This window comes from Streptomyces sp. NBC_00885, assembly GCF_045207475.1.
Lineage (GTDB): Bacteria > Actinomycetota > Actinomycetes > Streptomycetales > Streptomycetaceae > Streptomyces.
Genome location: NZ_CP108796.1, coordinates 3,172,810 through 3,195,511 on the forward strand (window position 1 = coordinate 3,172,810; position 22,702 = coordinate 3,195,511).

Below are 22,702 nucleotides of genomic sequence, written 5' to 3' on the forward strand. Positions count from 1 at the left end.
CCGGCAATGAAGCGCAGGTCAGAGCGCGAACAGCGTGGTGCTGGACGAAGGTGAGGGAACACTTTCGGACGGCGCGGGCGTCCAGGCGACGGGCGGCACGGACGCGCTGCCCGACTGGCTGCCGCCGGAGAACTTCCCGGCGCCACCGTCACTGTCGTGGCTGTCACCGCTGCTGCTGCCGCTGTCACTGCCGCTCTCGCCGCTGCCCTGGGTGTCGCTGCCCAGCAGCTGGTCGCAGAAGCGCTCGATGCGACCCGCACCCTTGGCATCGGCTTCCAGCCGCCGCTTGATGTCCGGATCGATATGGCCGCTGCGGTAGTCGCGGCAGGCCTCCGCCGTCTTGCGGTACCACTCTTCGCGCTGCTGACGGGACTTGTCCCCGTCGCCCCGCTGCTGGCCCGAGTTGCCGTCGGTGCCGCCGACGGCGGGGTCCGGAGCCCCGGACCCGTCGCTCGGCGAGGGCGAGAGGGGCGCGCTCGGCGATCCCGAGGTGTTCGGAGGAGCCACTGCTCCCCCGCCGGTGGGCGAGTCGGAGACCAGCGGCTCGGGGGTCGCGGCCGCCGTGACGGAGGAGGCGGGCAGCGGATCGCCACCGAAGGGACTGGGCAGGAGGCCGGTCGTCGCGGCGACGGCGGCGCCACCGAGCGCGCAGCCGGCGAAAGCGGCGGCCAGTCCGAAGCGCACCGGACGGCCGAAGCGCGAGCGGCGCGCAGGACGCCGATGCGAAGGCGCCAGCCGTACGGCCGCGACGGCTTCCCCGGCGGGCGCCGCGGCGTCCGCCCTGGCCTTGCGGAAGGCGGCCAAGGCGGCGGCCTCACCGGGCATTTCGCCGTCACCGGCGTAGCCGGGAGACTCGTTCCGGCCCGCCTCGTACAGCGCGCGGGAGAGTCGTGCGGCCTGGATGCGGGCGTGCTCGTCCGAGACTTCGACCGGCTCGCCGCGCAGCATCCGCTCCGCCGCTTGCCTGTCAAGCCACTCGAACTGCTCGTCGGCCATCACATGTCCTTCTGCGTCCGCAGGCGTGAATGCGTCACACCGGCGGGCGCCGAGGCGCCCGGCCGGGGGCCGCGCTGCGGCGGTACTCCGTTCAGATCCGCGCCATGCTCTTCGGGGGTCGAAGCGTTCGACCCGTTCGAATTATTCGGAGCGTCCCGACTGTCCGTATCGTCCTGACTGTCCATGAAGTCCGCATAGTCCGCGCCGTCTGCGCCCAGCAGTTCGGCGAGGCGCTTGAGCCCGCGGTGCGCTGCTGTCCGTACGGCTCCGGGCCGCTTGCCCAGCGTCTTGGCCGCGCTCTTGGCGTCGAGACCGACGACGACGCGCAGCACGACGGCCTCGGCCTGATCCTGCGGCAGCTGGGCGATGAGCGCCATGGTGCTGCCGGTGGCGAGCGCCTCCATGGCCTCGTCCGCGGTGTCCGACTCGGCGGGCTTGCCCGTCAGTTCGGTCTCGTCACCGCCCACGGCGGGGCGGCGGCCGCGCATGCGTATGTGGTCGAGGGCGCGGTTACGGGCGATCCGTGCGGCCCAGCCGCGAAAACGGTCGGCGTCGCCGCTGAACCGGTCGAGGTCGCGGGCTATCTGGAGCCATGCCTCGGAGGCGACATCCTCGGCGTCGGGATCGCCGACCAAGGTGCGTACATACCCGAGCAGCCGCGGATGCACAGCGCGGTACACAGTCCGGAAGGCGTCTTCGTTCCCGGCCTGCGCCGCGAGCACAGCGGCGGTCAACTCCGCGTCGTCCCCCAGCACTACCCCAAACCCTGTCCTGAATCGCAGCTGGTCACCACTGCCGCGCCACCGTGCGCGAATCAGCACGCTACGTGCTTGCACCCGGCCGCGTCCACATTTTGTACAACCCGCAACATCATGCTGCCACAGCGGGGTGTGACAGAAAACGCACGCACGGCGCTGAGAGAAGTACGGGGCCGCTCTGCGGCCCCGGCGAACGACGACCGGGGCCTCTCCTGTGGGGGGTGGCGGCCCCGGTCGTCCTTGCATGTCCAGGACCGCCGGTCAGCGGGGTCGGGCCGCCGGTATGTCCCGGTCGCCGGGACCAGCCGCTCGCCCATTGCCCTGCTTCCCCGGCTTCTCGGGCATCTTGGACGGCTTTTCTTTCGCGGGCTTTCCCTTCGCGGGCTTTCCGTCCGGGCGGCCGTCCGCAGGGTTCGGCCGGGTGTCGGACATCTCACCCTCCAACAGCCGCTCGCAGTAGGCCCGTACGAACTCCGGCCCTCCCGCGACCGCTTCCAGCCGGGCCATGGCCGCGCTCCGGGGCGCAGTGCCCTGTCGCGAAACGGCCGCCAGATACACGCGGCAGTGCGCGGCGGTGTCCCGCGCCGTGCCCGGACGTGCAGGGGGAGTCGTGTCCGTGGACGGCCGGGGGCTGCCCACCGGGCTTTCCGGCGCTCCTCCCCCGCGCCGTTCGCGGGCCCGTTCTTCCTCGGGCCCCGGTTCCGCGGGCGCGCTCCGTACCGGCTTCGGCTCAGCGCCGCCCCCGAAAGGCGACGGGATCGCGCCCTTCCCGGCCGCAACCGCGACCCCGCCCACCGCCGCCGCCGCGGCAACACCCGCCACCAGCGCCCTGAAGAACCGCACGCGGTGCCGCTCACCGGCCGTCCGCCAGTCGTCCCGGCTCCGCCGCCACCACACCCGCTCCGTGAACAGGCCCGCCTCGCGCGCGTCCCGGAACGCCTGGAGCGCCCGCTCCTCGGCACCGGCATCGACCATTCCGGGCCGGCGTGCCGCCCCGAGCAGCCTTTCGAGCTCGGGTGTGCGCGGGTCCTGCGGTTCGGGTTTCATCTCTCATCCTTCGGCGTACGCCCTGGCCAGTAGCTCCGCCAGTCCCTTCAGTCCCCGGTGCGCCGCGGTGCGTACGGCGCCGGGGCGCTTGCCCAGTACCCGTGCGGCCGCCGGCCCGTCGAGTCCGACGACCACACGCAGCAGTACGGCCTCCGCCTGCTCGCGCGGCAGCCGGCCGATCAGCGCGAGAGCACGCTCTGTGGAGAGCGTTTCGAGCGCCGCGGCGGCGGTGTCCTGTCCGCCCGGAAGGTCCAGCACGTCCTGTTCGAGTAAAGAAGTACGCGGACGCCGCTTCTGCTTGCGCAAGTGATCCAGGGCGCGGTGCCGGGCAATCGTCGCGGTCCAGCCCCGGAACCCCGCACCGTCCCCCCGGAAACGACCGAGGTCACGGGCGATCTCCAGCCACGCCTCGGCCGCCACGTCCTCGGCATCGTCGCCGACGAGCCCGCGGACGTACCCGATCAGCCCCGGCTGCACCAGCCGGTACGCAACGGCGAAGGCGTCCTCGTCCCCCCGCTGCGCCCGCTCGACGGCAGCTCCGAGTTCCGCGTCGTACGCCCCCACACTTCCCTCTCCGCACCGGCGCCTCTTGGCACATGCCCCTACTTCTCTGCGTACGGAGACCGAGAAACGTCACCGTCCGCAGGCGGCCCCCGAGTCGGCGGTCCTGCGCGCCCGGCCGTGCAGCAAAAGATAGAGGCGCTGAACGGATTCTTCAGGGCCGCCCAGCTCGAAGCGGTTGGCTACCTTGCCGAGCGGATTCCACACCCGCCCGTCGGGCATCCGCACGCCCGCCGGCTGCCCGAACAACTCCCGCTGCTCGGCGCCGAGGTCCACCCACTCCGCCCCGGCCCGCCGGACGATCACCTCTCCCGTGTAGGCCCCGAGTCCCTGGAGCAGCCCCGCGACCTGCCCGATGTCCGGCCGGCCGCGGCGCACCCCGTCCACCATGAAGTCGACGAGCCGCAGGCTGGCGACGGAGTAGTCGAGCGGCAGCCTGCTGCGCTGCGTGAGACGGTCGACGACCCCGGCGACGTACGCGCGCATGTCGGCAGCGCTGGGCAGCACTCCAAAGTCCGTATCCATGTATGACCAAGCGATATGCGGACGCAGAACATCACGGTGTCCGGAAGTGACGCTTCTCACACGGGAGTTCGAGCCATGCGGTGTTGACCGGTGCGTCAGCCGATGGCGATGCGCGGGTGGGCGCCGGGCTGGATCCAGGCCATGATCCGGTCCATGGCCGAGCGCGGCACCGATACGCAACCCGCGGTCGCCCCCTTGCCGTTGACATGCAGGAAGATCCCGGCTCCGCGGCCGGGCGTGGCGGGCCAGCGGTTGAAGTTGATGACCAGGGCCTTGGCGTACTGGGTGGGGTAGTTGATGAGGTGCTCACTGCCGCGGTCACCGGTCTCGGTGAGCGGGAAGTCGGCCCCGGCCGCGGTGTGCATCTGGTTGTAGAACTGCGACTGGGGGTCCTCCACCCACCAGTGGCTGCTGTTGACCCGCGTGTACGGCATGCTCGTGCCGCCGGACTCGACGCCGAAGCCCTCGGTGATGGTGTACGTGCCCGAGGGCGTGGTGTACGTGCCCTGCCTGCGGGTGGATCCGTCGACGATGCCGTTCGACCCGACCCGCCCGCTGGCGGAGATGACGGACTTCCAGCCGGACGAACCCTTCGCCCAGGCCGTGACGGTTGCGTAGGAGCCGCTGGCCTTGACGGTGATGACCTGGGTGGCATTGCTTACGTCGACGCGCACGGGGAAGTTGGGGGCGTGGGCCGTCGGGGCCGCCTGAGCCGTCCCCGTACCGCCGTTCCCGGTGGCACTTGAGCCGCTGGCCGCCGGCTTCACGCTGCCGGACGGCTTCGAGGAAGCGGAGGCGGAGTTGGAGGGCGAAGCAGACGCCGAGGCGGACGCGGATGCGGACCCGCTCGGCGACGCGGACGAGGCGGGCGCGTCCGACGTCACGCTGGTGGAGGTGGCCGCGGCGGCGTCGGCGGCCGGGGCCTCCTGGCCCTGGTGCCCGCAAGCCGTGGCCAGGAATATCGCGCCGGTGGCAGCCAGTGCGGCGGAGAAGTTACGGGACGAGGGCAGCACGAAGTAACCCTTCAGGGTGACGGGCAGGACGCGACGGCCGGAACGGCACGGCGAAGTATGGCCGGTTTATATCAGGTCGACGCCGGAATGCGAACTGGCGGACCATTCCGACGAATCACCCTGGGGGCCTCGTCGTCGGGGCGGCCTGGCACGTCCGTAGCGCCCGCCGACGCCCTCGACCAGCCCGGCAGTTGTCGCTTGGTTCAGATACGTACGGGAATGATCGACGCCGCGCCCGGTAGCTGATCCAGATACGCCTGGATGTCCCCGGGGTCGGATGTAGCGACGATCGCCGCACCGATCTGCAGCGCGGTGAGCGCGACCAGCCCGTCGACAGGATCGGGCCGCTTCTTGGCAGGAAGCTCCGCCCTCCCGATGAGCTCGCCCACGCGCCGCCATTCCGTGTCCGTGTAGCAGCACACCACCGCACACTCCTTGAGCGCTCTGGCGAGATGAGCCCGTGCAGCCCCGCCCCGCCAGGCTTGCGCGACCACAGGCGCCGGCACCACAGGGAGCCCGTTCCGGCTGAACGCCCGGTGCCTGGCGAGAGCAGGTCCGGGCCTTTTGTCGGCGAGAGCGATGAGCATCCCGGCGTCGTAGACGACATCGCCGAGGCCGCCAAGGTCAGGACAGGTGGGACAGCCCAGGTTCACGCAGCGGCCCCGCGTCGGCGCGCGGCGGACGCGGCACGGGCCGCCGCGATCTCGGCCTCGATACGGGCCAGCTCCTCCGCATCGACGTCCCCGTCGGGCGGCCAGGGAAGCTCGTCAGCCTCCGCCTCTACCTCGGCGATCGCGGCATCGATGTCGGCGAAGGACTCCGCTATCCGCGCCAGCCGGACAGCCTCCTTGCGGCCCGCCATGACCAGAAACGCGGAGACGTCGAGGCCATTCTCGGCGGCGACCGCCCTGATGCGCTCGGCGTCCTCGGGGTCGAGGCTGATCGAAATCCGGGTCTTCGCCATACGACGACAGTATCACGACGTATTACGCCTGCGCCTGCGGGGACTGCCGGCAGCGATCAGCTTCCGATCACCCCGACGACCATTCCTCGCGAACCATCATGAATGCCCTGTAACTCGCACCACACGGTCTTGCTGCCGGGCCCCTGCTCCACACCCCACCTCAGGGTCACGGCGTCGAGCAGGGCGAGGCCGCGGCCGGTCTCATCGTCGGCGGCGGCCTTGGGCAGGAGAGGCAGGGCCCGGGGGTCGGGGTCCGTGACCTCCAGTCGCGTACGGCCCTGCTCACAGACCACACGGACGGTCACGGGGACGCCCTCCCCGAGATGGCGGACGACGTTCGTGAGCAGCTCGCTGGCGTACAGCTGGAGGTCGGCGCAAGGACCGCCCATGTACGCACGCAGGGCCCGGCGGACCTCGGGCACGTCCTTCGGGGTGGCGAGTAGGTCCAGGGTGAGCGGTAGTCGCATTACGCAACTCCCTTGCGCAGGGCGGCGACCAGGCCGCGCGCGGTGGCCAGGTTGCAGTTGCCCAGCGCGATGAGGGGCGGGGTGCGATAGCTGGCGGCGAAGTTCGGCAGGTCGACGCCAAGGGACGGCAGCGTGATGCCGTGGGCGGCGAGGGCGGCCCGCAGCTCCTCGGCGCAGTCCTGAACGTCGGGGTGGTCGTGCATGGGTGTCACACCTTCCAGTGCGCTCTGTGACGAACTCCTCACACTCTGACGCCGGTCCGCGTACCGTGAAAGAGGTCCGGGCTCCCGGCCCTGAACTGCGGTAATGCGCACCGGGGTTGGTATCGGCCGGGGAAACGCCGGGAAGCGGACGGTAACGGCACCAGGGGCGGTGAACGATGGGACAGCGCAAGGACATCGACGGGTCGGCAAGCGTCCCCACCTTCTACGGCAAGGAGTTGCGCTGGAAACGGGAGGAGGCGGGTCTCACCCTCACGCAGCTGGTCGAGGGCAGCTTCTACGGCCCAAGCCACCTGAGCGAGATCGAGCGGGGCGAACGCCGCATGCCGGCGGAACTGGCCGAGCACGTGGACAAAGCGCTGGGGACGGACGGCTTCTTCAAGCGCCGCTGCGAGGACGTACGGAAGGCGAAGAGGCGAGGCCACGCCAGCTACTTCGAGCGCGTGCTGGAGGCGGAGAAGCACGCGGAGACCATCGAGGAGTGGTGTCCGACGCTGATTCCGGGCCTGTTACAGACGGATACGTACGCGCGGGCGGTCGTGCGGTCGGCGCACCCGCTGGCGCCCGACGACGAGGTGGAGGAGAAGGTCAGCGCGCGGATGGCCCGCGCCCGGCTCTTCGAGGACGACCACAAGACCCCGGAGTATTGGGCGATCCTTCCCGAGTCGCTACTGCGCCAGCCGATCCTTCCGCCGGAGCAGACGACCGAACAGTTGGAGCGGATCGTGGCCTTGGCGAGGCGCCGCCGGATCGTTCCACAGATCCTTCCGTGGAACCGTGGACCGCATCCCCTCATGCTCGGCACGGCCATGATCATGACCTTCCCTGATGCCCCGCCCCTCGTCTACACAGAGGCTCAGTACAGCGGTGACACCATCGACGATCCGGCCCTCGTGAAGCAGTACCGCAAGGCATACGATCGGCTCAGGGCCGCCGCACTGCCGCCGGAGGCGTCCCTCGACCTGATCGAGCAAGCGGCTGAGGATGACCGAAATGGCAAGCAACGGGATTGACTTGAGCACCGCTGTCTGGCGCAAGAGCAGCCACAGCAACGGCGACGGCGGGAACTGTGTCGAGGTCGCCGAGGCGTTCCCCGGGGCCGCCCACTGGCGCAAGAGCAGCCACAGCAACGGCGACGGCGGGGACTGCGTCGAGGTGTGCGACGCCCACACTGGCATCGTCCCCGTCCGCGACTCCAAGGTCCCGAGCGGCCCGGTCCTCACGATCACGGCCCCGGCCTGGACGTCCTTCGTCACGTCCCTCAAGTCCGCCGCGGCCGCGCAGGCATCGTAGGACCTGCCCCGCACCGAAAATGGACGGGCCGCCAGACACTCTGGCGGCCCGCCGCATCGAAGTCCGGTTCAGAAGGTCCGGTAATAGGGCGTCTCGATCGTCGCCGCGACACTGAATGCGGAGAACTCGGCTTCCGTGAGTACACGGTAAACAAATTCCGAGGCGGTCATGCCAAAACGCTGGAAAGGCTCCAGCGGGTCCACTCGCGCCACCACGGGCCACGTCGACGGATCCTGCGACGTGTCGGCCAGCCAGTAGTACTCCTCCTCGATGAAGGAGTAACCCCACTGCACAAGGCCCTTGCCCTTGCCCTTGCTCTCGTCATTCGCCCCGAGGATCCCAAACGGTTCGAAAATCCGTCCGTTGTCGGGATTTCCCCGAACGGACCTGCGCAAGGACTCGTAGTTTGCGAGCACCGACTCCGTATCCCCTTGTGCTTCCAGCACCAGAACATGGTCACTGAAGGCGCCCCACTCCGCGAAGCGCCGACGTAGTTCCTTGAAATCAGCCGGCAGACGGGCGCCCAGGGCCCGTTCGGTACCGGACCAGTCGAATTCGACGGGTTCGGCGCTCCAACCAGTCACCGCCACGAGGGGATCAACCCACTCCATGTGCACCCCTTCGCATGACGGACCAACCGACGACGCTTTCGAACCTTCTCCGCGGCAAGAGCCCACCGCGCCGATGGCGCGATGGGTACCTGATTCACCGGTCGACGGGGACCCGGGGTCGCACCGCTCAGTCGATGCGGTCGCTCAGTCCCAGCACCTTCGGGTCGTCACTCGGGAAGTCCCTTGGCATGCCCGGCACGTCGATATTGCGCCCGTACACGCCGGCCAGAAATTCGACGGCACCTACCGGGAACTCCGACCAGTCGCCGTTGTCTCCGCGGACGACCACCGGCCATGCGTCCGGGTCCGCGGGGCTCGTCCTCCAGTAGAAGGAGTCCCCCGAATTGGACGCCGCCCAGCCGATCAGGCCTCCCGGCTGCGGGAAGGGAACGTAGCCCTCGGTGTCGCCCATCTCGTACAGATCCTGAAGGATTTCGTCCCCCCTGGACGCGGACGCCCACCTCACCTCGGCACCGGGCGTCGGAACGGACACCGTGAGGAAGTCATCGATGACCAGCACCGGGTACGCATCCGCCAGGGACCTGTAGTCGGAGGGCAGCGCCGTCCCCAGGTCCGCTTCGAGGGCGGCCCAGTCCACGCTGCGGCGCACTGTCGCACGCCACTGCGTCATCGATGGGAGCGTCGCCTCCAGCTCTTCGACCCTCAGCATGTCGCCTGCCAATCCCTGATGTTCTCGACCACAAACGTTCTCGAACAATAATCCGCCCTCGCACTTGCCCCCGGGCATGTGGGGCTACGGGGGCGAACCCAGCTCCGGCGATATCCGCGCAGTACGGTCGGCCGATTGCCTGCGCGCCCCTGCCACCGGGTAGTCGAACTCGACCCGATCAAATAGCGGTTCCAGCTCGGCCTGTGACACCCGTTCCACGTTCAGGAGCACCTCGGCCCAGCCCGTCGGACGCCTCCGGCGGATATCCCTCTGCATGGCCTCGTCGACCCGCCCGCCATTGACCAAAGCAGCCTGGGTCTTCCGGCAGAAACCAGCACCCGGAGCCGGGCAATTCAAAGGTACCGAAATCATTCCAAGCTATAGCCCTCAAGGACCGGCTCCGCCCATGCCGCGTAATCCAGGATCGGCCGGTGAGTGACTGCGGCAAACGGCGGCGGGAGCCTTTGCGGCGTCAGATGCGGCCGGTCTCGTGGGCCCACATGGCGACCTCGACGCGGTTTCGGGCGCCGAGCTTTCGCATGAGGCTGGCGAGGTGGGCTTTGACGGTGCTTGGGGTGATATGGAGCTCGTTGGCGATCTCATTGTTGGTGCGGCCTTGGGCTACAGGCACGAGGACTTCCTCCTCGCGGGCGGTGAGCGGTTCTATCGGCTGCCTTGGTGGTGGGGTCTGTGCGTGGGCGAACGCTGCGAGCAGTCGGACAGTCACGCTGGGTGCGATCAGTGCGTCTCCGTCGGCGGCGGCGTGGATGGCCTGGGTCAGCAGGGCGGGTCCGGCGTCCTTGAGCAGGAACCCGCGGGCGCCGGCTTTGAGCGCCCCGTGGACATACTCGTCGAGATCGAAGGTGGTGATGACCACGATCGGCAGGGGATCGGTGACGTCGGGGCCGGCGAGGCGTCGGGTGGCTTCGATGCCGTCCATCAGCGGCATTCGGATGTCGAACAGGCCGACGTCGGGGCGCAGCTGGAGCGCCAGGCGGACTGCCTCGCGCCCGTCGGCGGCCGCGCCGACCACTTCGATGTCGGGTTGGGCGCCGAGCAGCATCGTCAGCCCGGTGCGCACGATGGGCTGGTCGTCGGCGATGAGGACCCTGATGCTCATCGTGGCGTCCCGGTTCGGGGCAGGACCGCCTCTACCCGCCAGCCCCGCTCGGCGGCGGGGCCTGCGTGGAAGGTGCCGCCGAGCAGTGAGGCGCGTTCCCGCATGCCCACCAGGCCGTAGCCTGCTGGGGCGCGGCCGCCAGCGGCGGAGCCGTCGTCGTCGATGGTCAGCCTTACCTGGTCGGCGTCGCCTGTGACCGCGACGGTGACCTGGGTCGCGTGGCGGGCGTGCCGTCGAGCGTTGGTGATGGACTCCTGGGCCAGGCGGTAGATCGCGGCCCCGACCGCCGGGCTGAGGTCGTCGAACTCGCCGAATAGCGTCACCTCGACGCAGGGACGCGTCTGGCCATCGGTGGCGAGCTGCTCGACCTCGGCCACGCCGGGCTGCGGCGCGAACTCGGTGTCCTGTGTGGCGCGGAGCACGCCGACGATGGCGCGCAGCTCGGTGAGGGTGCGGGTCGCTGCGTCCTCGATGATGGCCAGGGCCTCGATGGCACGCTCGGGGTGGGAGGCCGCGATGGCACGTCCTGCTTGGGCCTGGATGGCGATGCCCGAGACGTGGTGGGCGACGGTGTCGTGGAGTTCACGAGCGAGCTGTTCGCGTTCGCGGGCCTTGGCTTGGTCGATGTCGCGGATGAGGATCTTCGTGTGATAGCGGATCGCGGCGCCGAGCGCGGCGGCGAGCAGGAAGAACCCGTATGCTGCGACCGAATCCGCCAGGCTGGTGGTGTCGGCGACGTTGGTGATGGCCAGCCAGAGCAGGATGACGCCGAGGCCGCTTGCGGCTTCCCGACCGGAGCCCCACCGGAACAGGGCGTAGGCCAGGATCAGCGCCGCGGAGATGCTGTTCAGCAGGGCGCCTTGCGACCCGGTGAGGATTCTGACGATGTCGACGATCGTCAACGTGCCGAAGGAGACCGCAACCGCGACGAGCGGGTGCGTGCGTCGCCACAGCAGGGGGCCGAGGACCGCGAGCACCGCGAGTAGCAGCAGCGGGCGTGGCGCCAGGTCCTGGCGAAGCACCACTTCCAGCAGGGACCAGCAGATCAGTACTGCGACCAAGGCCCAGTCCCGCGGCCTCCGGTCCGGGGCATTCGTGGGTCGAGGTTCGGCCCACAGCGAGCGGAGTGCGTTGGTCGCCATCTGATCAGCCTAGGCGGCCCGCGTGCTCGGTGTATCCGCCGAAAGTACAAGAGCTCGGCTGTGCCAACGGCCAGGTCGAATCAGGCTCCGCGGCTGATGTGCCCGCCGCCGGCATCCGTGAAGGTGGAAGCACCCACCCAATCAAGCCAGGGAGCATTGTGATGAGAACGCCTCAATCCCATACCGCACTAGAGAATCCGCCGTCCCAGGGCACGCTGGAAGATCTGCGCATGCCCGTGCAGGCCAAGCTCGCAGCAGCATGGACCAGCTTCATGTTCCTCTACATCTACGTCGACTACCTCGCCCTGTACAAGCCCGGCTTCGTCGACGACATCCTGGCCGGCATCGTCCACGAGTTCGACATCGGTCCAACCTTTGTCGCCATTGCGCTCACGCTCATGGCCATCCCGATCCTCATGATCCTGCTCTCCGCGACACTGCCCGCCCGTGTCAACCGGACCATCAACCTCGTCGTAGCAACGCTCTACATCCCCGTCTCGATGTTCAACGCGGTAGGGGAGTCTTGGACCTACTTCTACTTCTACGGCCTCTCCATCGGACTCGAGGTGCTGCTCCTGGCCTTCATCCTGCGCTCCGCCTGGACCTGGCCACGCCGCATCGCATCACCGGCGACCCTGGGAGCCAGCCTCGACAGCGAGCCACTCCGCAGGCCGTAGCAGGCGTGACTGCCCGCCCCGCGCCCGACCATCCTTCGCTCGCGCCACCCGCGGGCACGGTCCATTCAGCGGTGACCTGGTGGTCATGCTGGTGTGGCGATGCTCCAGGGATCGCCCAGAAAGGCGTTGCGTAGGGCTGTGAAGACCTCGACGCCGTGGGCTTTGGCCGTGGCGATGTAGGAACGGACGCGGCAGAACGCGGTGAGTCCTCGCATGCTGCGCCAGCTCCCGCTGATCTTGGCTTGGAGCTTGGCCATCCTGATCGCCTGCTCGGCTGGGTTGTTGGTCCACTCGACGTGGAAGTCCAGGGTGAAGTTGAGGACTTGATCGTGTGCGCGGCGAACGCCCGCACGTTCGGGCCGTAACAGACCGGCCCGGACACCCCCGCCGGAGCCGGCGCCTGGGTGAGGTGCCCGGCCGAGCACCGCCGCCGCATCAGATCGAACTGGACCTTGCGCAGCGTCACCGGCGGGACGTCCCACTGCTGGACCGGGGTGAACCCCTCACCAGGGGCGTTCGAATCCAGACACTCGCCGCAGGTCGAGCACTCGGCGGGCTCGACTGGCACTGTGTCAGCCAACTCCGAGACCGGCGCGAACTCCAGGCCCGAGCCCGGGTGTCCCCGCTGCCCACCGGGCTTGCGGTCCTTGGACCGTCGCGTACACCGGCGAGTCCGATACATTCACCCCAGAGAAGCTCGCTCGATGCAACAGGAACTGCGTTTCCTCGTCTCGCGGCGGATCAGCTCACCCGGAACGTAGTAGAAATCCGCATCTCTGAATTTCGGCTCTCTGATGTCAAGCGCCCATTCCACCTTCTGGTAGGCGACTCGCATCGCATACATTGAGCGAAGAGGCGCGCCCAAGCCCTCAGTCCTCGACTGGCTCCACACGAATGGGTTCAGCACCACCCATATAGAGCATGCAGCCCGCGTCCTCCTCGTCCATGTTCTCCGGTGGGACCACATAGATTCCCGCGGTGGGCGCGGGAACCCAGCCGAGGTTGCGCGGAGGGTCATACGCCTCGTAATGCCCCACGTAGAGCCGCGTCGGCGGGATGGACACCGTACAAACGTCTCCTGCACGGAGTTCGGAAACTGCCGGTTCGATGCGATATGGGGCCCATTCCGGGTCGGAGTCATCGCACGGGAGGGAGAATCTCCCGTCCCACCGGAAATTCGAGGAGTGGTCGATCACTCCCCATGGCCATTCGAGTGTGATGTGACGCGAATCCACTGCGGCCACCCGAGCGCTTGCCGGCTCACAGGAGACTATGACTTCGTCGCCGATCTGAGGAACCATATCTCGTCACCATTTGTTCTGGCCGTGAACGGAGCTGGTGCGCGCGGAGGTCCGCGCGCACCAGCGAATACTACCTGCCTAGAGGAGCACTGGCCTTGTCACTATTGCCGCCAGAACATCCGGAATGGCGAGGCTAGTGGACCGCCACGGAACCGTGGTCCACCGATGACGATCCCCGGGTCCGACGACAACGACCCGTGACAACCCCAGCAGACGTTGCGGGACGCCGCGCCGAACAGGACCTCTTCGTTGTCGGCGAGGCTGGAGAGGATGGTCGTCTCGGCGTGACCTTCACCCTGCACGAAGGCATTCTGCGCCCACTGCGGCCAGCTGTTGGGAGCGTCTCCACCGTGGTTTACCGCAGTACGGATCGAGATGTCCCCAGTGGTCGTGTTGCGAACCCCTACGACGGCCGTCGTCCCGTACTGCCCCTGCGCTCCCCTGACCCCGGGAATGCTCTCGTTCGTGGCCCGGTAGCGTGCTTGCTGGAGGACGTCGGCGGCTATGTAAGCGTGCTGCGCCTCTTCCTCGTTGCCGCAATTGTGCACAAGGACCGGTGTGGCCCCAGCTTGCACGTAGTAGGTGTGCTGGCCGTCAACCGTGAGGTTGAAGACCCGCTGCGTGCGATGCGACTCGTCGACGGCCGTTACCTGGACCCAGGTGCCGGCTGAGGTCTGGAGCCACATGCCGGGCTCCAGGTCCTCCGCGTTGACCCACTTGCCGAAGTCCGGCAGCCAGAACGGGTGCTCGTCCGTGGCCGTGATGGTCGCGGGCTTCGCATCACCGTCCTTGCCGTCGGGGTCGACGGTGAGGGTGATCAGGTGCTTGACACCGCTGTGGTTGCGGGTGTCGGTGATCTGGCGGGCCTGGAGTTCGCCGGTCTCCGGGTCGGAGGCCAGGACGTACTCGCCCTCCTTCAGGTCCTCGATGTTCTTCGTGGACCCGTCGGCCATGGCGACCTTGGTGCCGGGGACGAAACTGTTCTTCTTCTTACAGACGCCACCCTTCTTGCCCTTGGGGGCGCGGTGCTTACCCGTGCCCTTGCTGACCGTCTGCTTGGCCTTCTTGGCACCGGCCTTGGCCTTGCCGGCGACCTTCTTGCCACCGGACTTGGCCGCGCTCTTGACCGCGTCGACGGCCTTCGCGCCCTTCTTGGCCCACTTCGCCGCCGTGACCGCGTTGCCCACACCCGGAACAGCCGAGGCAAACGACATGGCAGCATCCGCGTAATTGCCCTCGGCCGCGTACCAAATGCCGTTCGCGACGTCCGCCGCCTCGCCGATCACCGGCACCATGCCCGCCACATCGAGCGCGGCATGGCCGACGTCCGAGAGCGAGATGTCCATGCCGAAGAGGTGGCCGTCCAGCTCCACGAAGGAGATGGGGTTGCCGCCGGCGAAGGCGTAGCGGTTGCCGGTGTACGGGTCGGTCGCCAGGGACATGTCGTCCAGGGCGCCGCCGTACATGTCTCGCGTCAGGAACCGGTTCAGACCGGGGCTGTAGTTGCGGAAGCCCATGTCGTACGTACCGGAGCCGTCGTCGTACCGGTGCGCGTTGTACCGGTAGTCGTTGTACTGCTCCTTGTCCGGGTTCGCCGCGTCGGGCTTGTCCGCGCCGGTGAACTGCGCGTCGTCGTCCGAGCCGTAGGCCGTGTAGCCGTAGGTGGCCCGGGTGTTGCCGTCCTCCTTCGTGATCGCCTCGACATCACCCTTGGGGTGGTAGAGGAACTGCGAGTACTCGTGCGGACCGGTGTCCTTGTGCTTGATCTGGGTCAGCTTCTGACCCCACGGCGAGTACTGGTAGGACTTGGTCGCCTTGCCGGCGACCTCCTCCCGCAGCACCTTGGACTCCATGCCCAGGTAGGTGAACGCCGTGGTCTTCCCGTTCGTCCCGGACGTGGTCTCCGATGCCGTGCGGTCGAAGGCGTCGTACACGTACGACGTCGTCTTGGCCGACGCACCCGTACCCGCCGTGTGCTTGGCGATCCGGTCGAAACCGTCGTACGAGTACTTCTCCTGCACGGACCCGTTCGACGAGACCGTGTCCAGACGACCCAGCGGGTCGTAGTTGTACGTCGACGCGACACCGCCGGCCGCCGTCTTCAGCAGACGGTTGCGGTCGTACGTCGACGTCGACGTGATCCCGCCCGACTTCTGCTCGACGATGTTGGAGTTGCCGTCGTAGACGTACTCCTCCGTGCCCGCACCGCTACCGGTCTTGGTGACCTTGGAGATGCGGTCCTGCGGGTCGTAGTCGAACGTCGAGACGGTGTCCAGATACGCCGCCGTGTTGTCGGCGTTCATCAGCTTCGCCGTGTCCTTGGAGCGGTTCCCGTTCGGGTCGTACTCCAGGTCGTGCGAGGCGACGACGGTGCCGCTGCTCTTCTTCTCCACCTGCGACTTGACCGCACCGTTGAGCCAGTACGCGTAGTCGACGGTGTTCCCGTTCGGCTTCGTCTGCTTCAGCGGCTGGCCGCGGTCGGTGTAGCTGAGGGTGGTGATCTGCTGGTTGCCCGCCGTCGGCGTGTCTGCGTTCGTGATCTTGTTGATCATGTCGCGGACGTCGTACTCCGCCTTCGACCACGTCACGTCGTGCGTGGTCTCCAGCGGGTTGCCGTTGACGTCATAGGTCAGCGAGGTCGTGTTCTTGACCGTGCTGCCCAGCTTCTCCTCGACCTTCGACAGCTGGTTCAGCTCGTCGTAGGCCATCGCGTACGCGTCCGCCTTCGCGCCCGGCGAGAGGTCCTTGACCTCCGACAGCAGCCCGTTGGCGTCGTACTTGTAGGTGAAGTCCTTCTTCTCGTTGTCGGTCTCGCCCGTGTTGGCGCGCACCAGCTTGATGCCGTCGGCGACGACCGTGCCGTTGGCGGCGTCGGTCAGGGTGACCTTCTGGCTGCCCGACTCGGTGAAGGAGTACGAACCCAGCGAGACCCACGTGCCCGAGCCCGTCGACTGGTTGACGGTCCGGGTGGTCTCCCCGGTCGAGTGGGTGATCTTGAACGGGGCGTCCGTGGCCGCGCCGGTCACGTCACCGTGCCGGGCGAAGACCTCGTACGTACCGTCCTGCGGGATGTTCAGCTGCCAGGTGAAGGACTCCGTGCCGGTGCCCTTGGCGTTCGTGCGGACGTCGTAGCCCCACTGGCCGAGCGCCTGGGAAGCGTCCCAGTTGCCCTGCGTGGCCGTGTTGTGGATGTCCGTCGAGTCGACGACCACGACCTGCTTGCCGACCGGAACACCGTCGTCCGAGCGGGCCTTCTGGTTGCCCGACGGGTAGAAGTCCCACGTCATCGTCCGCTGCGACGAGCCACCGGCAGAGGTCAGCGTGTTCTTGGTCTGCTGGCCCAGCGTGTTGTAGTCGTACGCCGTGGTGATGTCGAAGGCGTCCTTGGCCGACTTGGTCCAGCCGTTGTCGTAGTACTCGTAGTCGGTGTCGTTACGGACCGTCTGGCCCTGCGACGGCGGCGCGGAGACCTTGGACAGCTGGCCGACCGTGTCGTAGAAGTAGTGCGTCCGGTCCGGGCTGCCGTAGTTGGCGTCGCCCTGCTTGAACGGAGACAGCGTCTCCTTGACCCGGTTCAGCTCGTCATACACGGTCTCCGAGGTGAAGTCCGTGGCATCCGAGGTCGTCTCGACACCGCGCGGGCTGATCGTCTTGGTCTTGTTGCCGACCTCGTCGTACTCGAACTTGGTCGCCCGGTACGTGATGACGCCCGAGCCGTCCTTCGAGTACGGGACCTTCACCTCCTTGGTCAGGCCACGCCGGTCGAAGCTGGTCTCGGAGGTGTTGCCCTCGGCGTCCGTCGCCTTGTCGGTGCGGCCGTCGAGGTCGTAGTGGACGGTGGTGAACTTGCCCGCCGCGTCCGTCGTCTTCACGACCCGGTTGTCCAGGTCGTAGTCGTACTTCGAGGTGAAGTCCGACGAGTCGGGGGTGGCGTTCTTCTTCGGGTCGACGACCGTGATCAGGTTGCCGACGCTGTCGTAGGTGCTGGAGACCTTGTCGCCCTTGGCGTTGACCACCGAGACGGGCCGGTAGACCTCGTCCAGGGTGTACGTGGTCGTGTAGTCGCCGACCGTCGGCGTCAGGTTGCCCTTCGGCTCGGTGACGGTCTTGACGTTGCCGACCTTGTCGTACGTGGTGGTCGTGCGCCGCTCGGAGTCGGTCGCCTCGTCCTTCGGGGCGAGGGAGTCGGTGACCTGGTCCGCCGCGTCGTACACCGACGAGGTCTCGGCGCCGTTCGGCCCGAACGCCTTCAGCGTGTTGTTGTTGGCGTCGTAGACCGGAGCCGGCGTGGTGATGTAGACACCGGCGGCCTGGTCCTTGGGCTGCTTCTGATCCAGCGGACGGCCGAAGTAGTCATAGTTCTGGGTGACCTTGGCGCCCTTGGCGTTGACGACCTCCTTGGTGTTGCCGCGGTCGTCGTAGACGAAGGTCGTGGGGTTGTTCAGCGCGTCCTTGATCGTCGCCGGGTACCCGTGCGGGCCGTAGTCCGCGTAGGTGGTGGCGTGGCCGTTCGCGTCGGTGTCCGTCAGGGGCTGGCCGTAGGCGTCGTACGTGGTGGTCGACTGGTAGTCGCCCGCCGTCGCCGAGGCGACACCCTCCGGGTCCGTGACCGAGGTCTGGTTACCGAAGGCGTCGTAGCCGAACTCCCAGACGTTGCCCAGTGGGCTGGTCTTCCGGAACAGGTCGGCGGAGTAGCCGTCGAGGCGGGTCTGGTACTCGAACTTGGTCGCGCCGGACGGGTACTTGGCCGGGTCGCAGTAGTCGGTCTGGTTGAACGACGACCACGACTTGGTGGTCTCCGGGTCCCACTGGCGCAGCGGGTAGCCGGTCTTGGAGTCGTAGCAGGACGCGGCCTTGGCCCCGTTCGCCGCCTCCATGTAGGTGACGTTGTTGTCCGCGTCCCAGGACATCTTGGTGGTCTGGGACTTGGCGTCGGTGATCTGAACCGGACGGAAGAAGTCGTCCGTCACATGGTCCGTGGCGTGGCTCTCGGCATCCGTCACCTTGGTGTCGGTGAAGTTGGTGTTCGCCGTGTTCGCCTTGTACGCGAAGCCGGTGGTGAAGGCCAGACGGTCGGTGATCGTCTTGGTCCACCAGTGGTACTTCGGGTCGTCGCCGGTCTGCGGGGCGTAGTACGCGAACTGCGTGTTGTTGCCGCGCGGGTCGGTGGCCTTGACCAGCTTGACGTTCTTGTTCCCCTGCGTGGCGTCGTAGGTGAACTTGAACACCTTGGGCTGGGAGGACGTCTCGCCGTCCCCGATCTGCCCGAGCAGGCCCTTGTCGGTGTAGTAGAAGGAGATCTTGCGGGTCGAGATGTCCGTAATGGACTTCACGTGGTCGTAGATCTTGGAGTTGGTCAGGTTGGTGCCGGAGACCTTGGCGCCCGAGTCGTTGATGTACTCGTAGGTGGCGTCACCCTTGCCGTAGTAGTCGATCGTGAGCGACTGTCGGCCGGCCGGGTCGGTGATGTACTTGAGGAACTTGGTCGGCTTGTTGTTGGACTTGCGCTCCTCGTACGTGTACGTCTGCGTGTTGCCGTCGTTGTCGACGGCAGACGTCATGTAGCCGTCGCAGCCGAACAGGAACCGTGTGCCGTCCGGGCGCGTGAGCGTCCAGGCGTCCGGGACCGGGTCCTTGGTCGGCTTGCAGTCCAGGCCGGCCTTCATCGTCAGCTTGTAGTGGACACCGGCCGGTGCCTTCCACACGCTGTTCGTGGCGTCCCAGCGGAAGACGTGCGTGGTGCCGTCGCCGTCCGGCAGACGGATCTCCGTCGGGCTCGGCTTGGGGTGGAACTCCAGGGGCGCGCCCAGGCGCGTCGGTCCGGAGATCTGCGCCGACCAGCCGTGGCCGAGGACCGTGTCCGAGGTGTCGAGCGAGTTGTACGCGACACGGGCGAAGGTGTTGAGTCCGCGGCCCGGGTTGTTGATGGCGTTGTACGACCACACGCTGTTGCCCGAGGCCAGGTTGTTCATGACCGTCGAGCCGGCGCCGGTGTTCTTACCCGCGTAGTCGTAGAACTTCTCCAGACCCAGCGTGTTGGACGTGGGGTCCTCGACCGTGACGTTCTGCTTCAGCGGTGGGATGGCGCCGGTCCCGGCGGACAGCCAGGTCCCGTCGGCGACCTTCTTGACGTCCCAGCCGAGCACGTAGTCCAGGCGCTTGTTGCCCTCATCGGAGTTGATGGGGGTCTTGACCTGCGCCTGGATCGTCGCGGACTTGCCCGGCAGCAGAGCCGGAATCGCGGTCGACAGCTGGTTGCCACCGGTGGTGACATCGGTGCCGTCGGGGAGCTTCCAGGTGTACGAAAGCACCCGCTCACCCGCCGCCCACGCGGTCGCGGTCGTGTTCGTGACCGTGAACTCGACCGTGTACTGCGAGTTCGGGGTCATCCGGGCCGGGGTGGTCGGCGCGTAGTACGTGTCCTCGGTCGTCGAGTCGACGTAGATGACCTGCATGTACGGACGCAGCTGCGGGTCGGAGGCCTCGGACGACAGGAACAGGGTGCGCTCCTGCGGGCCGGTGGTGGTCTCGTCCTTCAGCTTGACCGCGACGCCCTTGTTGTTGGCGGGGGTCTTGACCCAGGACTGCATCAGGCCAGTGGCGTCCCACCAGTGGCGGCCGACCTCGTCGGTGATCTGCGGGACGGTGTCCGCGACCGTGGCGGACATGTCGCCGCCCGGCGTCGTCCACGGCGTCGTCGAGGTCGCGTTGTTCCAGGTGGCCTGGGTCTCGGTGAAGTCCCGGGTCAGCGAGTGGAGTTCGTAGATCGCACCATTGGTGGTGCTGGTGGTCTCCGCTCCCCACATGTACATCTTGTTCTCCAGCACCGTGGCGGTGGTGGGGATCGAGCTGGTGGGGAACTTCACCACGGCGCGCGTCTTGCCGTACGTGGGCGAGTTGTTGCCAACGCTCAGCCAGGTCTGGCCCACACCCAGGGACTGGATGGCGTCCTGGTTGGTGGTCGGCTGCAGCGAGGACAGCGTGGTGTCCGTCTGACCCGCCTGGATGATCTTCATCGTCCGGCCGGCCTTGGGAATGCCCACCACCCGGGTCGGAGACCCGAGCAGCTCCCCGCCCTTCGTCTTGACCGCGAGCTGGTAGAAGTACGACTTCCCGATCTCGCTGGAGCTGGAGTCCGGGGTCGGCACCGCGGTGGTGTCCGTGTAGGTGGTCGCCGTGGAGGCGATCGGGGCGATCAGGGTCGCGGCGGAGGGCGTGAAGACCTGCTGCGTGGAACGGTGCAGCTGGTACTCGACGATGTCGTCGTTCGCCGCGCCAGCTGCGTTGACATACGCCGGCCAGGACAGCTCCGGGCCCGTGCCGTGCACCACGGTCGGCGAGTTCAGCGCGGTGCCGACCTTGCCATAGGTGACCGTCAGTCGCGGAATGGTGGAGGTCTCGCCGCCGTAGTCGCCGTCCCCCGCCTCGTAGCGAGGACCACCGGTCAGTGTCCCGGCCAGGGTGTCGTCCTTGGCCTGCAGCACGAACCCGTAGTTGGGATTGACCCCGGACACCCAGCGCTGGACGGTGTCGGTGACCGGGAAGTCGTGCCACAGGTTGTACTTGCCGGCCGGCTTCACGATCTGCGCCGGGTTCACCAGCCGGACCGAGTCCGCCAGCGTGCGCGTCGTCGAGCTGCCCGTGTCGCCCAGCACCACCTTGCCGGTGTTGCCCTTGACGAAGCTGTACTCAGCGGCATCCAGGGTCTTCCAGACCCCGCCCGTACCAGTCTGGTTGACCGTGTAGTTCTTCGTGCCGCCGTTGTAATTCACGGTGTACGGAGCCGCCGTGGCCGCATCCGAGGCCGCCGGGTAGTGCACATCCACCCGGTAGCTGTCGGTCTCCGCCACCTGCGGCTGCCAGGAGTACGTCTCACCCGTCAGCGCGTTCTTGTTGTACGCGAAGTCGTCGTACGTCGCCGCACCACCGGTCGTGGTGCCTCCGGGCCACTCGCCGACCGCCGCCGTCCCCACAGCCCCGTCATCGATCATGACAGTCGTCGCGGACAGCTCACCCACCAGCGCACTGGTGTTGGACCAGGTCGCCGTCGACTCGTCCCACGCACCGGTCGCCCGGTGCGCCTCGATGGTCACCGCGTTGCTGTTGGTGGTGTGGGCCTGGTCGTAGTACATGCCCAGCCGCGCGGCATCGACCTTCACGCCCGCCGGGATCTCCGTCAGCGGGAACTTGATCAGCGAACGCGCGATACCGGTGTCCGTCTTACCGGCGGACATCTTCCAGGTGGAGTTGAAGTTCACCGACGGCTGATCCGAGAGGACCATCGTGTCCTGCGAGGTGGCCGCGTTCGGCGCGACGGTGATCGTCGGGTCGATCACCACCGGGTACTGACGCTCCTTCGCCGCCAGCCACTTCGCGTCCGGCGCGACGGTCAGCTTCCAGTTCTTCCCGTCCCGGGTGAGCTTCTGGCTGACCTTCGTGGAGTACGTACCGCCGGTCGGCGACAGGCGCGCCTTCTTGGCGTCCGTCATGTACGGAGCGGGGATCACCATCACCGGGGTGCCCGGCGCCTCACCGTAGAAAGCGACCGAGCCGTCCTTGCGCGCCTTCGGTGTCAGGCCCTCGGTGTTCAGGGTGAAGGTGAACGACACCGGTCCGGCCGGGCGTTCGGCAAGGACGATGTTCTCCTTCACCTGCCCGCGGCCGACCTTGTACTGCAGATCGGCGCCCGAAGCGGCGTCCTTGTACGTGACCGTGTCGCCGTCGGCCTGCGGCTTCAGGGTGTTCGCGGCCGCGCCCGTCAGGCCCATCCTGATGGCCCCGCCGCCCGCGGACTCGAAACGCAGCAGCTTGTCCGGATCAGAACCGAACCAGCTCCGGCCGGTGTTGGCCGTGTTGGCGAAGTCGAAGCCCTTGTCCTCGGTGGCGCGCACCGAGGTGTCGATCGGCTTCCAGGACTTCCCGGCCTTGTACGAGACCGGAACGGCCGACAGCTCGGCCTCGACCCGGCCGTCCGACAGCTCGAAGAACCGCGCCTGCGACGTACGCCGCTCCGTCAGCTCCTTGACCCGCTTGGCCTTCGGGAGCTTCTTGCCCTTCGGCAGCTTCTCGCGGCTCGGTATCTCCAGCTTCCCGCCGACCGGCGGCTTGTCCGCCTCCTCGTCGTCGTCGGAGAACCAGCCCTTGACGGTGTCGACGATCCCCTTACCGCCGTCATCCGACGACGACGCAGGAGCCGCATACGCGACCTGCGGCAGCAGCGTTCCCGCCACAGCCGATACCACTAGACAGGAGATATATCTCCTGTACGGAACTTTCACCTCTATGCCCTTTCGCATCGGCGGGCCAATTCGCCGCATGCGAAATGGGCACGCCGAA

21 protein-coding genes are annotated in these 22,702 nt (G+C 67.6%); 4 read left to right on the top strand and 17 right to left on the bottom strand.

The annotated features are described in order from the left end of the window. Positions 1-18: 18 nt before the first annotated feature. The 6 genes from OHA61_RS14035 to OHA61_RS14060 form a co-directional block, all read right to left on the bottom strand. Positions 19-996 carry a hypothetical protein gene (locus tag OHA61_RS14035; RefSeq protein ID WP_406303332.1) on the bottom strand — a complete coding sequence of 326 codons (978 nt, stop codon included), beginning with the start codon at positions 994-996 and terminating at the stop codon, positions 19-21. Next, the gene (locus tag OHA61_RS14040) at positions 996-1,751 is read right to left on the bottom strand and encodes an RNA polymerase sigma factor (protein ID WP_406303333.1); all 756 of its coding nucleotides are present in this window, start codon (positions 1,749-1,751) and stop codon (positions 996-998) included. Before OHA61_RS14040 ends, OHA61_RS14035 begins: the two co-directional genes overlap by 1 nt. 264 nt (positions 1,752-2,015) lie before the next feature. After that, entirely contained in the window at positions 2,016-2,801 is a 786-nt protein-coding gene (locus tag OHA61_RS14045; protein ID WP_406303334.1) for a hypothetical protein, read from the bottom strand. Positions 2,802-2,804: 3 nt separating this feature from the next. Continuing rightward, positions 2,805-3,365 (bottom strand): RNA polymerase sigma factor, encoded by a 561-nt coding sequence (locus OHA61_RS14050; protein WP_406303335.1) that lies wholly within the window; start codon positions 3,363-3,365, stop codon positions 2,805-2,807. A 69-nt stretch (positions 3,366-3,434) separates the two neighbouring features. Further along, complete coding sequence (locus tag OHA61_RS14055) at positions 3,435-3,887, bottom strand: hypothetical protein (protein ID WP_406303336.1); 453 nt, start codon at positions 3,885-3,887, stop codon at positions 3,435-3,437. Positions 3,888-3,982: 95 nt separating this feature from the next. Further along, on the bottom strand, positions 3,983-4,561 hold the full coding sequence (locus tag OHA61_RS14060) for a L,D-transpeptidase (protein WP_406303337.1): 579 nt from the start codon (positions 4,559-4,561) through the stop codon (positions 3,983-3,985). A 61-nt stretch (positions 4,562-4,622) separates the two neighbouring features. Between OHA61_RS14060 and OHA61_RS14065 the strand changes: the two genes are divergently transcribed. Further along, positions 4,623-4,907: a hypothetical protein gene (locus OHA61_RS14065; protein ID WP_406303338.1), complete on the top strand. Its 285-nt coding sequence runs from the start codon at positions 4,623-4,625 to the stop codon at positions 4,905-4,907. Positions 4,908-5,103: 196 nt separating this feature from the next. Here OHA61_RS14065 and OHA61_RS14070 read toward each other — a convergent pair whose 3' ends face one another. Genes OHA61_RS14070 through OHA61_RS14085 form a run of 4 tightly spaced genes read right to left on the bottom strand, consistent with a single transcriptional unit; the run spans position 5,104 to position 6,534 of the window. Continuing rightward, a complete protein-coding gene (locus OHA61_RS14070; RefSeq protein WP_406303339.1) occupies positions 5,104-5,553 on the bottom strand; it encodes a hypothetical protein in 450 nt (149 codons plus the stop codon). After that, a complete protein-coding gene (locus OHA61_RS14075; RefSeq protein WP_406303340.1) occupies positions 5,550-5,864 on the bottom strand; it encodes a hypothetical protein in 315 nt (104 codons plus the stop codon). Before OHA61_RS14075 ends, OHA61_RS14070 begins: the two co-directional genes overlap by 4 nt. A 56-nt stretch (positions 5,865-5,920) precedes the next feature. Then, positions 5,921-6,331: an ATP-binding protein gene (locus tag OHA61_RS14080; protein WP_406303341.1), complete on the bottom strand. Its 411-nt coding sequence runs from the start codon at positions 6,329-6,331 to the stop codon at positions 5,921-5,923. Then, entirely contained in the window at positions 6,331-6,534 is a 204-nt protein-coding gene (locus OHA61_RS14085) for a hypothetical protein (protein ID WP_406303342.1), read from the bottom strand. The genes OHA61_RS14080 and OHA61_RS14085 overlap by 1 nt, the downstream gene beginning before the upstream one ends. Positions 6,535-6,710: 176 nt before the next feature. On the opposite strand from OHA61_RS14085, the gene OHA61_RS14090 reads away from it, so the two are divergent. Then, positions 6,711-7,565, top strand: coding sequence for a helix-turn-helix domain-containing protein (locus OHA61_RS14090; RefSeq protein WP_406303343.1), 855 nt, complete (start codon positions 6,711-6,713; stop codon positions 7,563-7,565). Continuing rightward, positions 7,546-7,845: a DUF397 domain-containing protein gene (locus OHA61_RS14095; RefSeq protein WP_406303344.1), complete on the top strand. Its 300-nt coding sequence runs from the start codon at positions 7,546-7,548 to the stop codon at positions 7,843-7,845. The genes OHA61_RS14090 and OHA61_RS14095 overlap by 20 nt, the downstream gene beginning before the upstream one ends. A 68-nt stretch (positions 7,846-7,913) precedes the next feature. Here OHA61_RS14095 and OHA61_RS14100 read toward each other — a convergent pair whose 3' ends face one another. The 4 genes from OHA61_RS14100 to OHA61_RS14115 all read right to left on the bottom strand — a co-directional run bounded on the left by OHA61_RS14100 (position 7,914) and on the right by OHA61_RS14115 (position 11,388). After that, positions 7,914-8,456 (bottom strand): hypothetical protein, encoded by a 543-nt coding sequence (locus tag OHA61_RS14100; protein ID WP_406303345.1) that lies wholly within the window; start codon positions 8,454-8,456, stop codon positions 7,914-7,916. Between the two features lie 127 nt (positions 8,457-8,583). Then, positions 8,584-9,126, bottom strand: coding sequence for an SMI1/KNR4 family protein (locus OHA61_RS14105; protein WP_406303346.1), 543 nt, complete (start codon positions 9,124-9,126; stop codon positions 8,584-8,586). A gap of 472 nt (positions 9,127-9,598) precedes the next feature. After that, positions 9,599-10,246 carry a response regulator gene (locus OHA61_RS14110; protein WP_406303347.1) on the bottom strand — a complete coding sequence of 216 codons (648 nt, stop codon included), beginning with the start codon at positions 10,244-10,246 and terminating at the stop codon, positions 9,599-9,601. Beyond that, complete coding sequence (locus OHA61_RS14115) at positions 10,243-11,388, bottom strand: sensor histidine kinase (RefSeq protein WP_406303348.1); 1,146 nt, start codon at positions 11,386-11,388, stop codon at positions 10,243-10,245. The genes OHA61_RS14110 and OHA61_RS14115 overlap by 4 nt, the downstream gene beginning before the upstream one ends. A 230-nt stretch (positions 11,389-11,618) precedes the next feature. Between OHA61_RS14115 and OHA61_RS14120 the strand changes: the two genes are divergently transcribed. Continuing rightward, positions 11,619-12,065 carry a DUF6326 family protein gene (locus tag OHA61_RS14120; protein WP_406303349.1) on the top strand — a complete coding sequence of 149 codons (447 nt, stop codon included), beginning with the start codon at positions 11,619-11,621 and terminating at the stop codon, positions 12,063-12,065. 83 nt (positions 12,066-12,148) lie between these two features. On the opposite strand, the gene OHA61_RS14125 is transcribed toward OHA61_RS14120, so the two are convergent. From OHA61_RS14125 to OHA61_RS14135, 3 genes are all read right to left on the bottom strand, one after another. Then, a complete protein-coding gene (locus tag OHA61_RS14125) occupies positions 12,149-12,547 on the bottom strand; it encodes a transposase (RefSeq protein WP_406303350.1) in 399 nt (132 codons plus the stop codon). Between the two features lie 387 nt (positions 12,548-12,934). Beyond that, a complete protein-coding gene (locus OHA61_RS14130) occupies positions 12,935-13,129 on the bottom strand; it encodes a hypothetical protein (RefSeq protein ID WP_406303351.1) in 195 nt (64 codons plus the stop codon). Between the two features lie 338 nt (positions 13,130-13,467). Further along, the gene (locus OHA61_RS14135) at positions 13,468-22,596 is read right to left on the bottom strand and encodes a DNRLRE domain-containing protein (protein WP_406303352.1); all 9,129 of its coding nucleotides are present in this window, start codon (positions 22,594-22,596) and stop codon (positions 13,468-13,470) included. Positions 22,597-22,702: the final 106 nt, after the last annotated feature.

Excerpts from the sequence above, each read along its gene's own strand:
- OHA61_RS14110 (WP_406303347.1), bottom strand. The coding sequence starts at position 10,246 with ATGAGCATCAGGGTCCTCATCGCCGACGACCAGCCCATCGTGCGCACC.
- OHA61_RS14090 (WP_406303343.1), top strand. The coding sequence starts at position 6,711 with ATGGGACAGCGCAAGGACATCGACGGGTCGGCAAGCGTCCCCACCTTC.
- OHA61_RS14055 (WP_406303336.1), bottom strand. The coding sequence starts at position 3,887 with ATGGATACGGACTTTGGAGTGCTGCCCAGCGCTGCCGACATGCGCGCG.
- OHA61_RS14080 (WP_406303341.1), bottom strand. The coding sequence starts at position 6,331 with ATGCGACTACCGCTCACCCTGGACCTACTCGCCACCCCGAAGGACGTG.
- OHA61_RS14085 (WP_406303342.1), bottom strand. The coding sequence starts at position 6,534 with ATGCACGACCACCCCGACGTTCAGGACTGCGCCGAGGAGCTGCGGGCC.
- OHA61_RS14035 (WP_406303332.1), bottom strand. The coding sequence starts at position 996 with ATGGCCGACGAGCAGTTCGAGTGGCTTGACAGGCAAGCGGCGGAGCGG.
- OHA61_RS14075 (WP_406303340.1), bottom strand. The coding sequence starts at position 5,864 with ATGGCGAAGACCCGGATTTCGATCAGCCTCGACCCCGAGGACGCCGAG.
- OHA61_RS14105 (WP_406303346.1), bottom strand. The coding sequence starts at position 9,126 with ATGCTGAGGGTCGAAGAGCTGGAGGCGACGCTCCCATCGATGACGCAG.
- OHA61_RS14045 (WP_406303334.1), bottom strand. The coding sequence starts at position 2,801 with ATGAAACCCGAACCGCAGGACCCGCGCACACCCGAGCTCGAAAGGCTG.
- OHA61_RS14120 (WP_406303349.1), top strand. The coding sequence starts at position 11,619 with ATGCCCGTGCAGGCCAAGCTCGCAGCAGCATGGACCAGCTTCATGTTC.
- OHA61_RS14115 (WP_406303348.1), bottom strand. The coding sequence starts at position 11,388 with ATGGCGACCAACGCACTCCGCTCGCTGTGGGCCGAACCTCGACCCACG.
- OHA61_RS14095 (WP_406303344.1), top strand. The coding sequence starts at position 7,546 with ATGGCAAGCAACGGGATTGACTTGAGCACCGCTGTCTGGCGCAAGAGC.
- OHA61_RS14100 (WP_406303345.1), bottom strand. The coding sequence starts at position 8,456 with ATGGAGTGGGTTGATCCCCTCGTGGCGGTGACTGGTTGGAGCGCCGAA.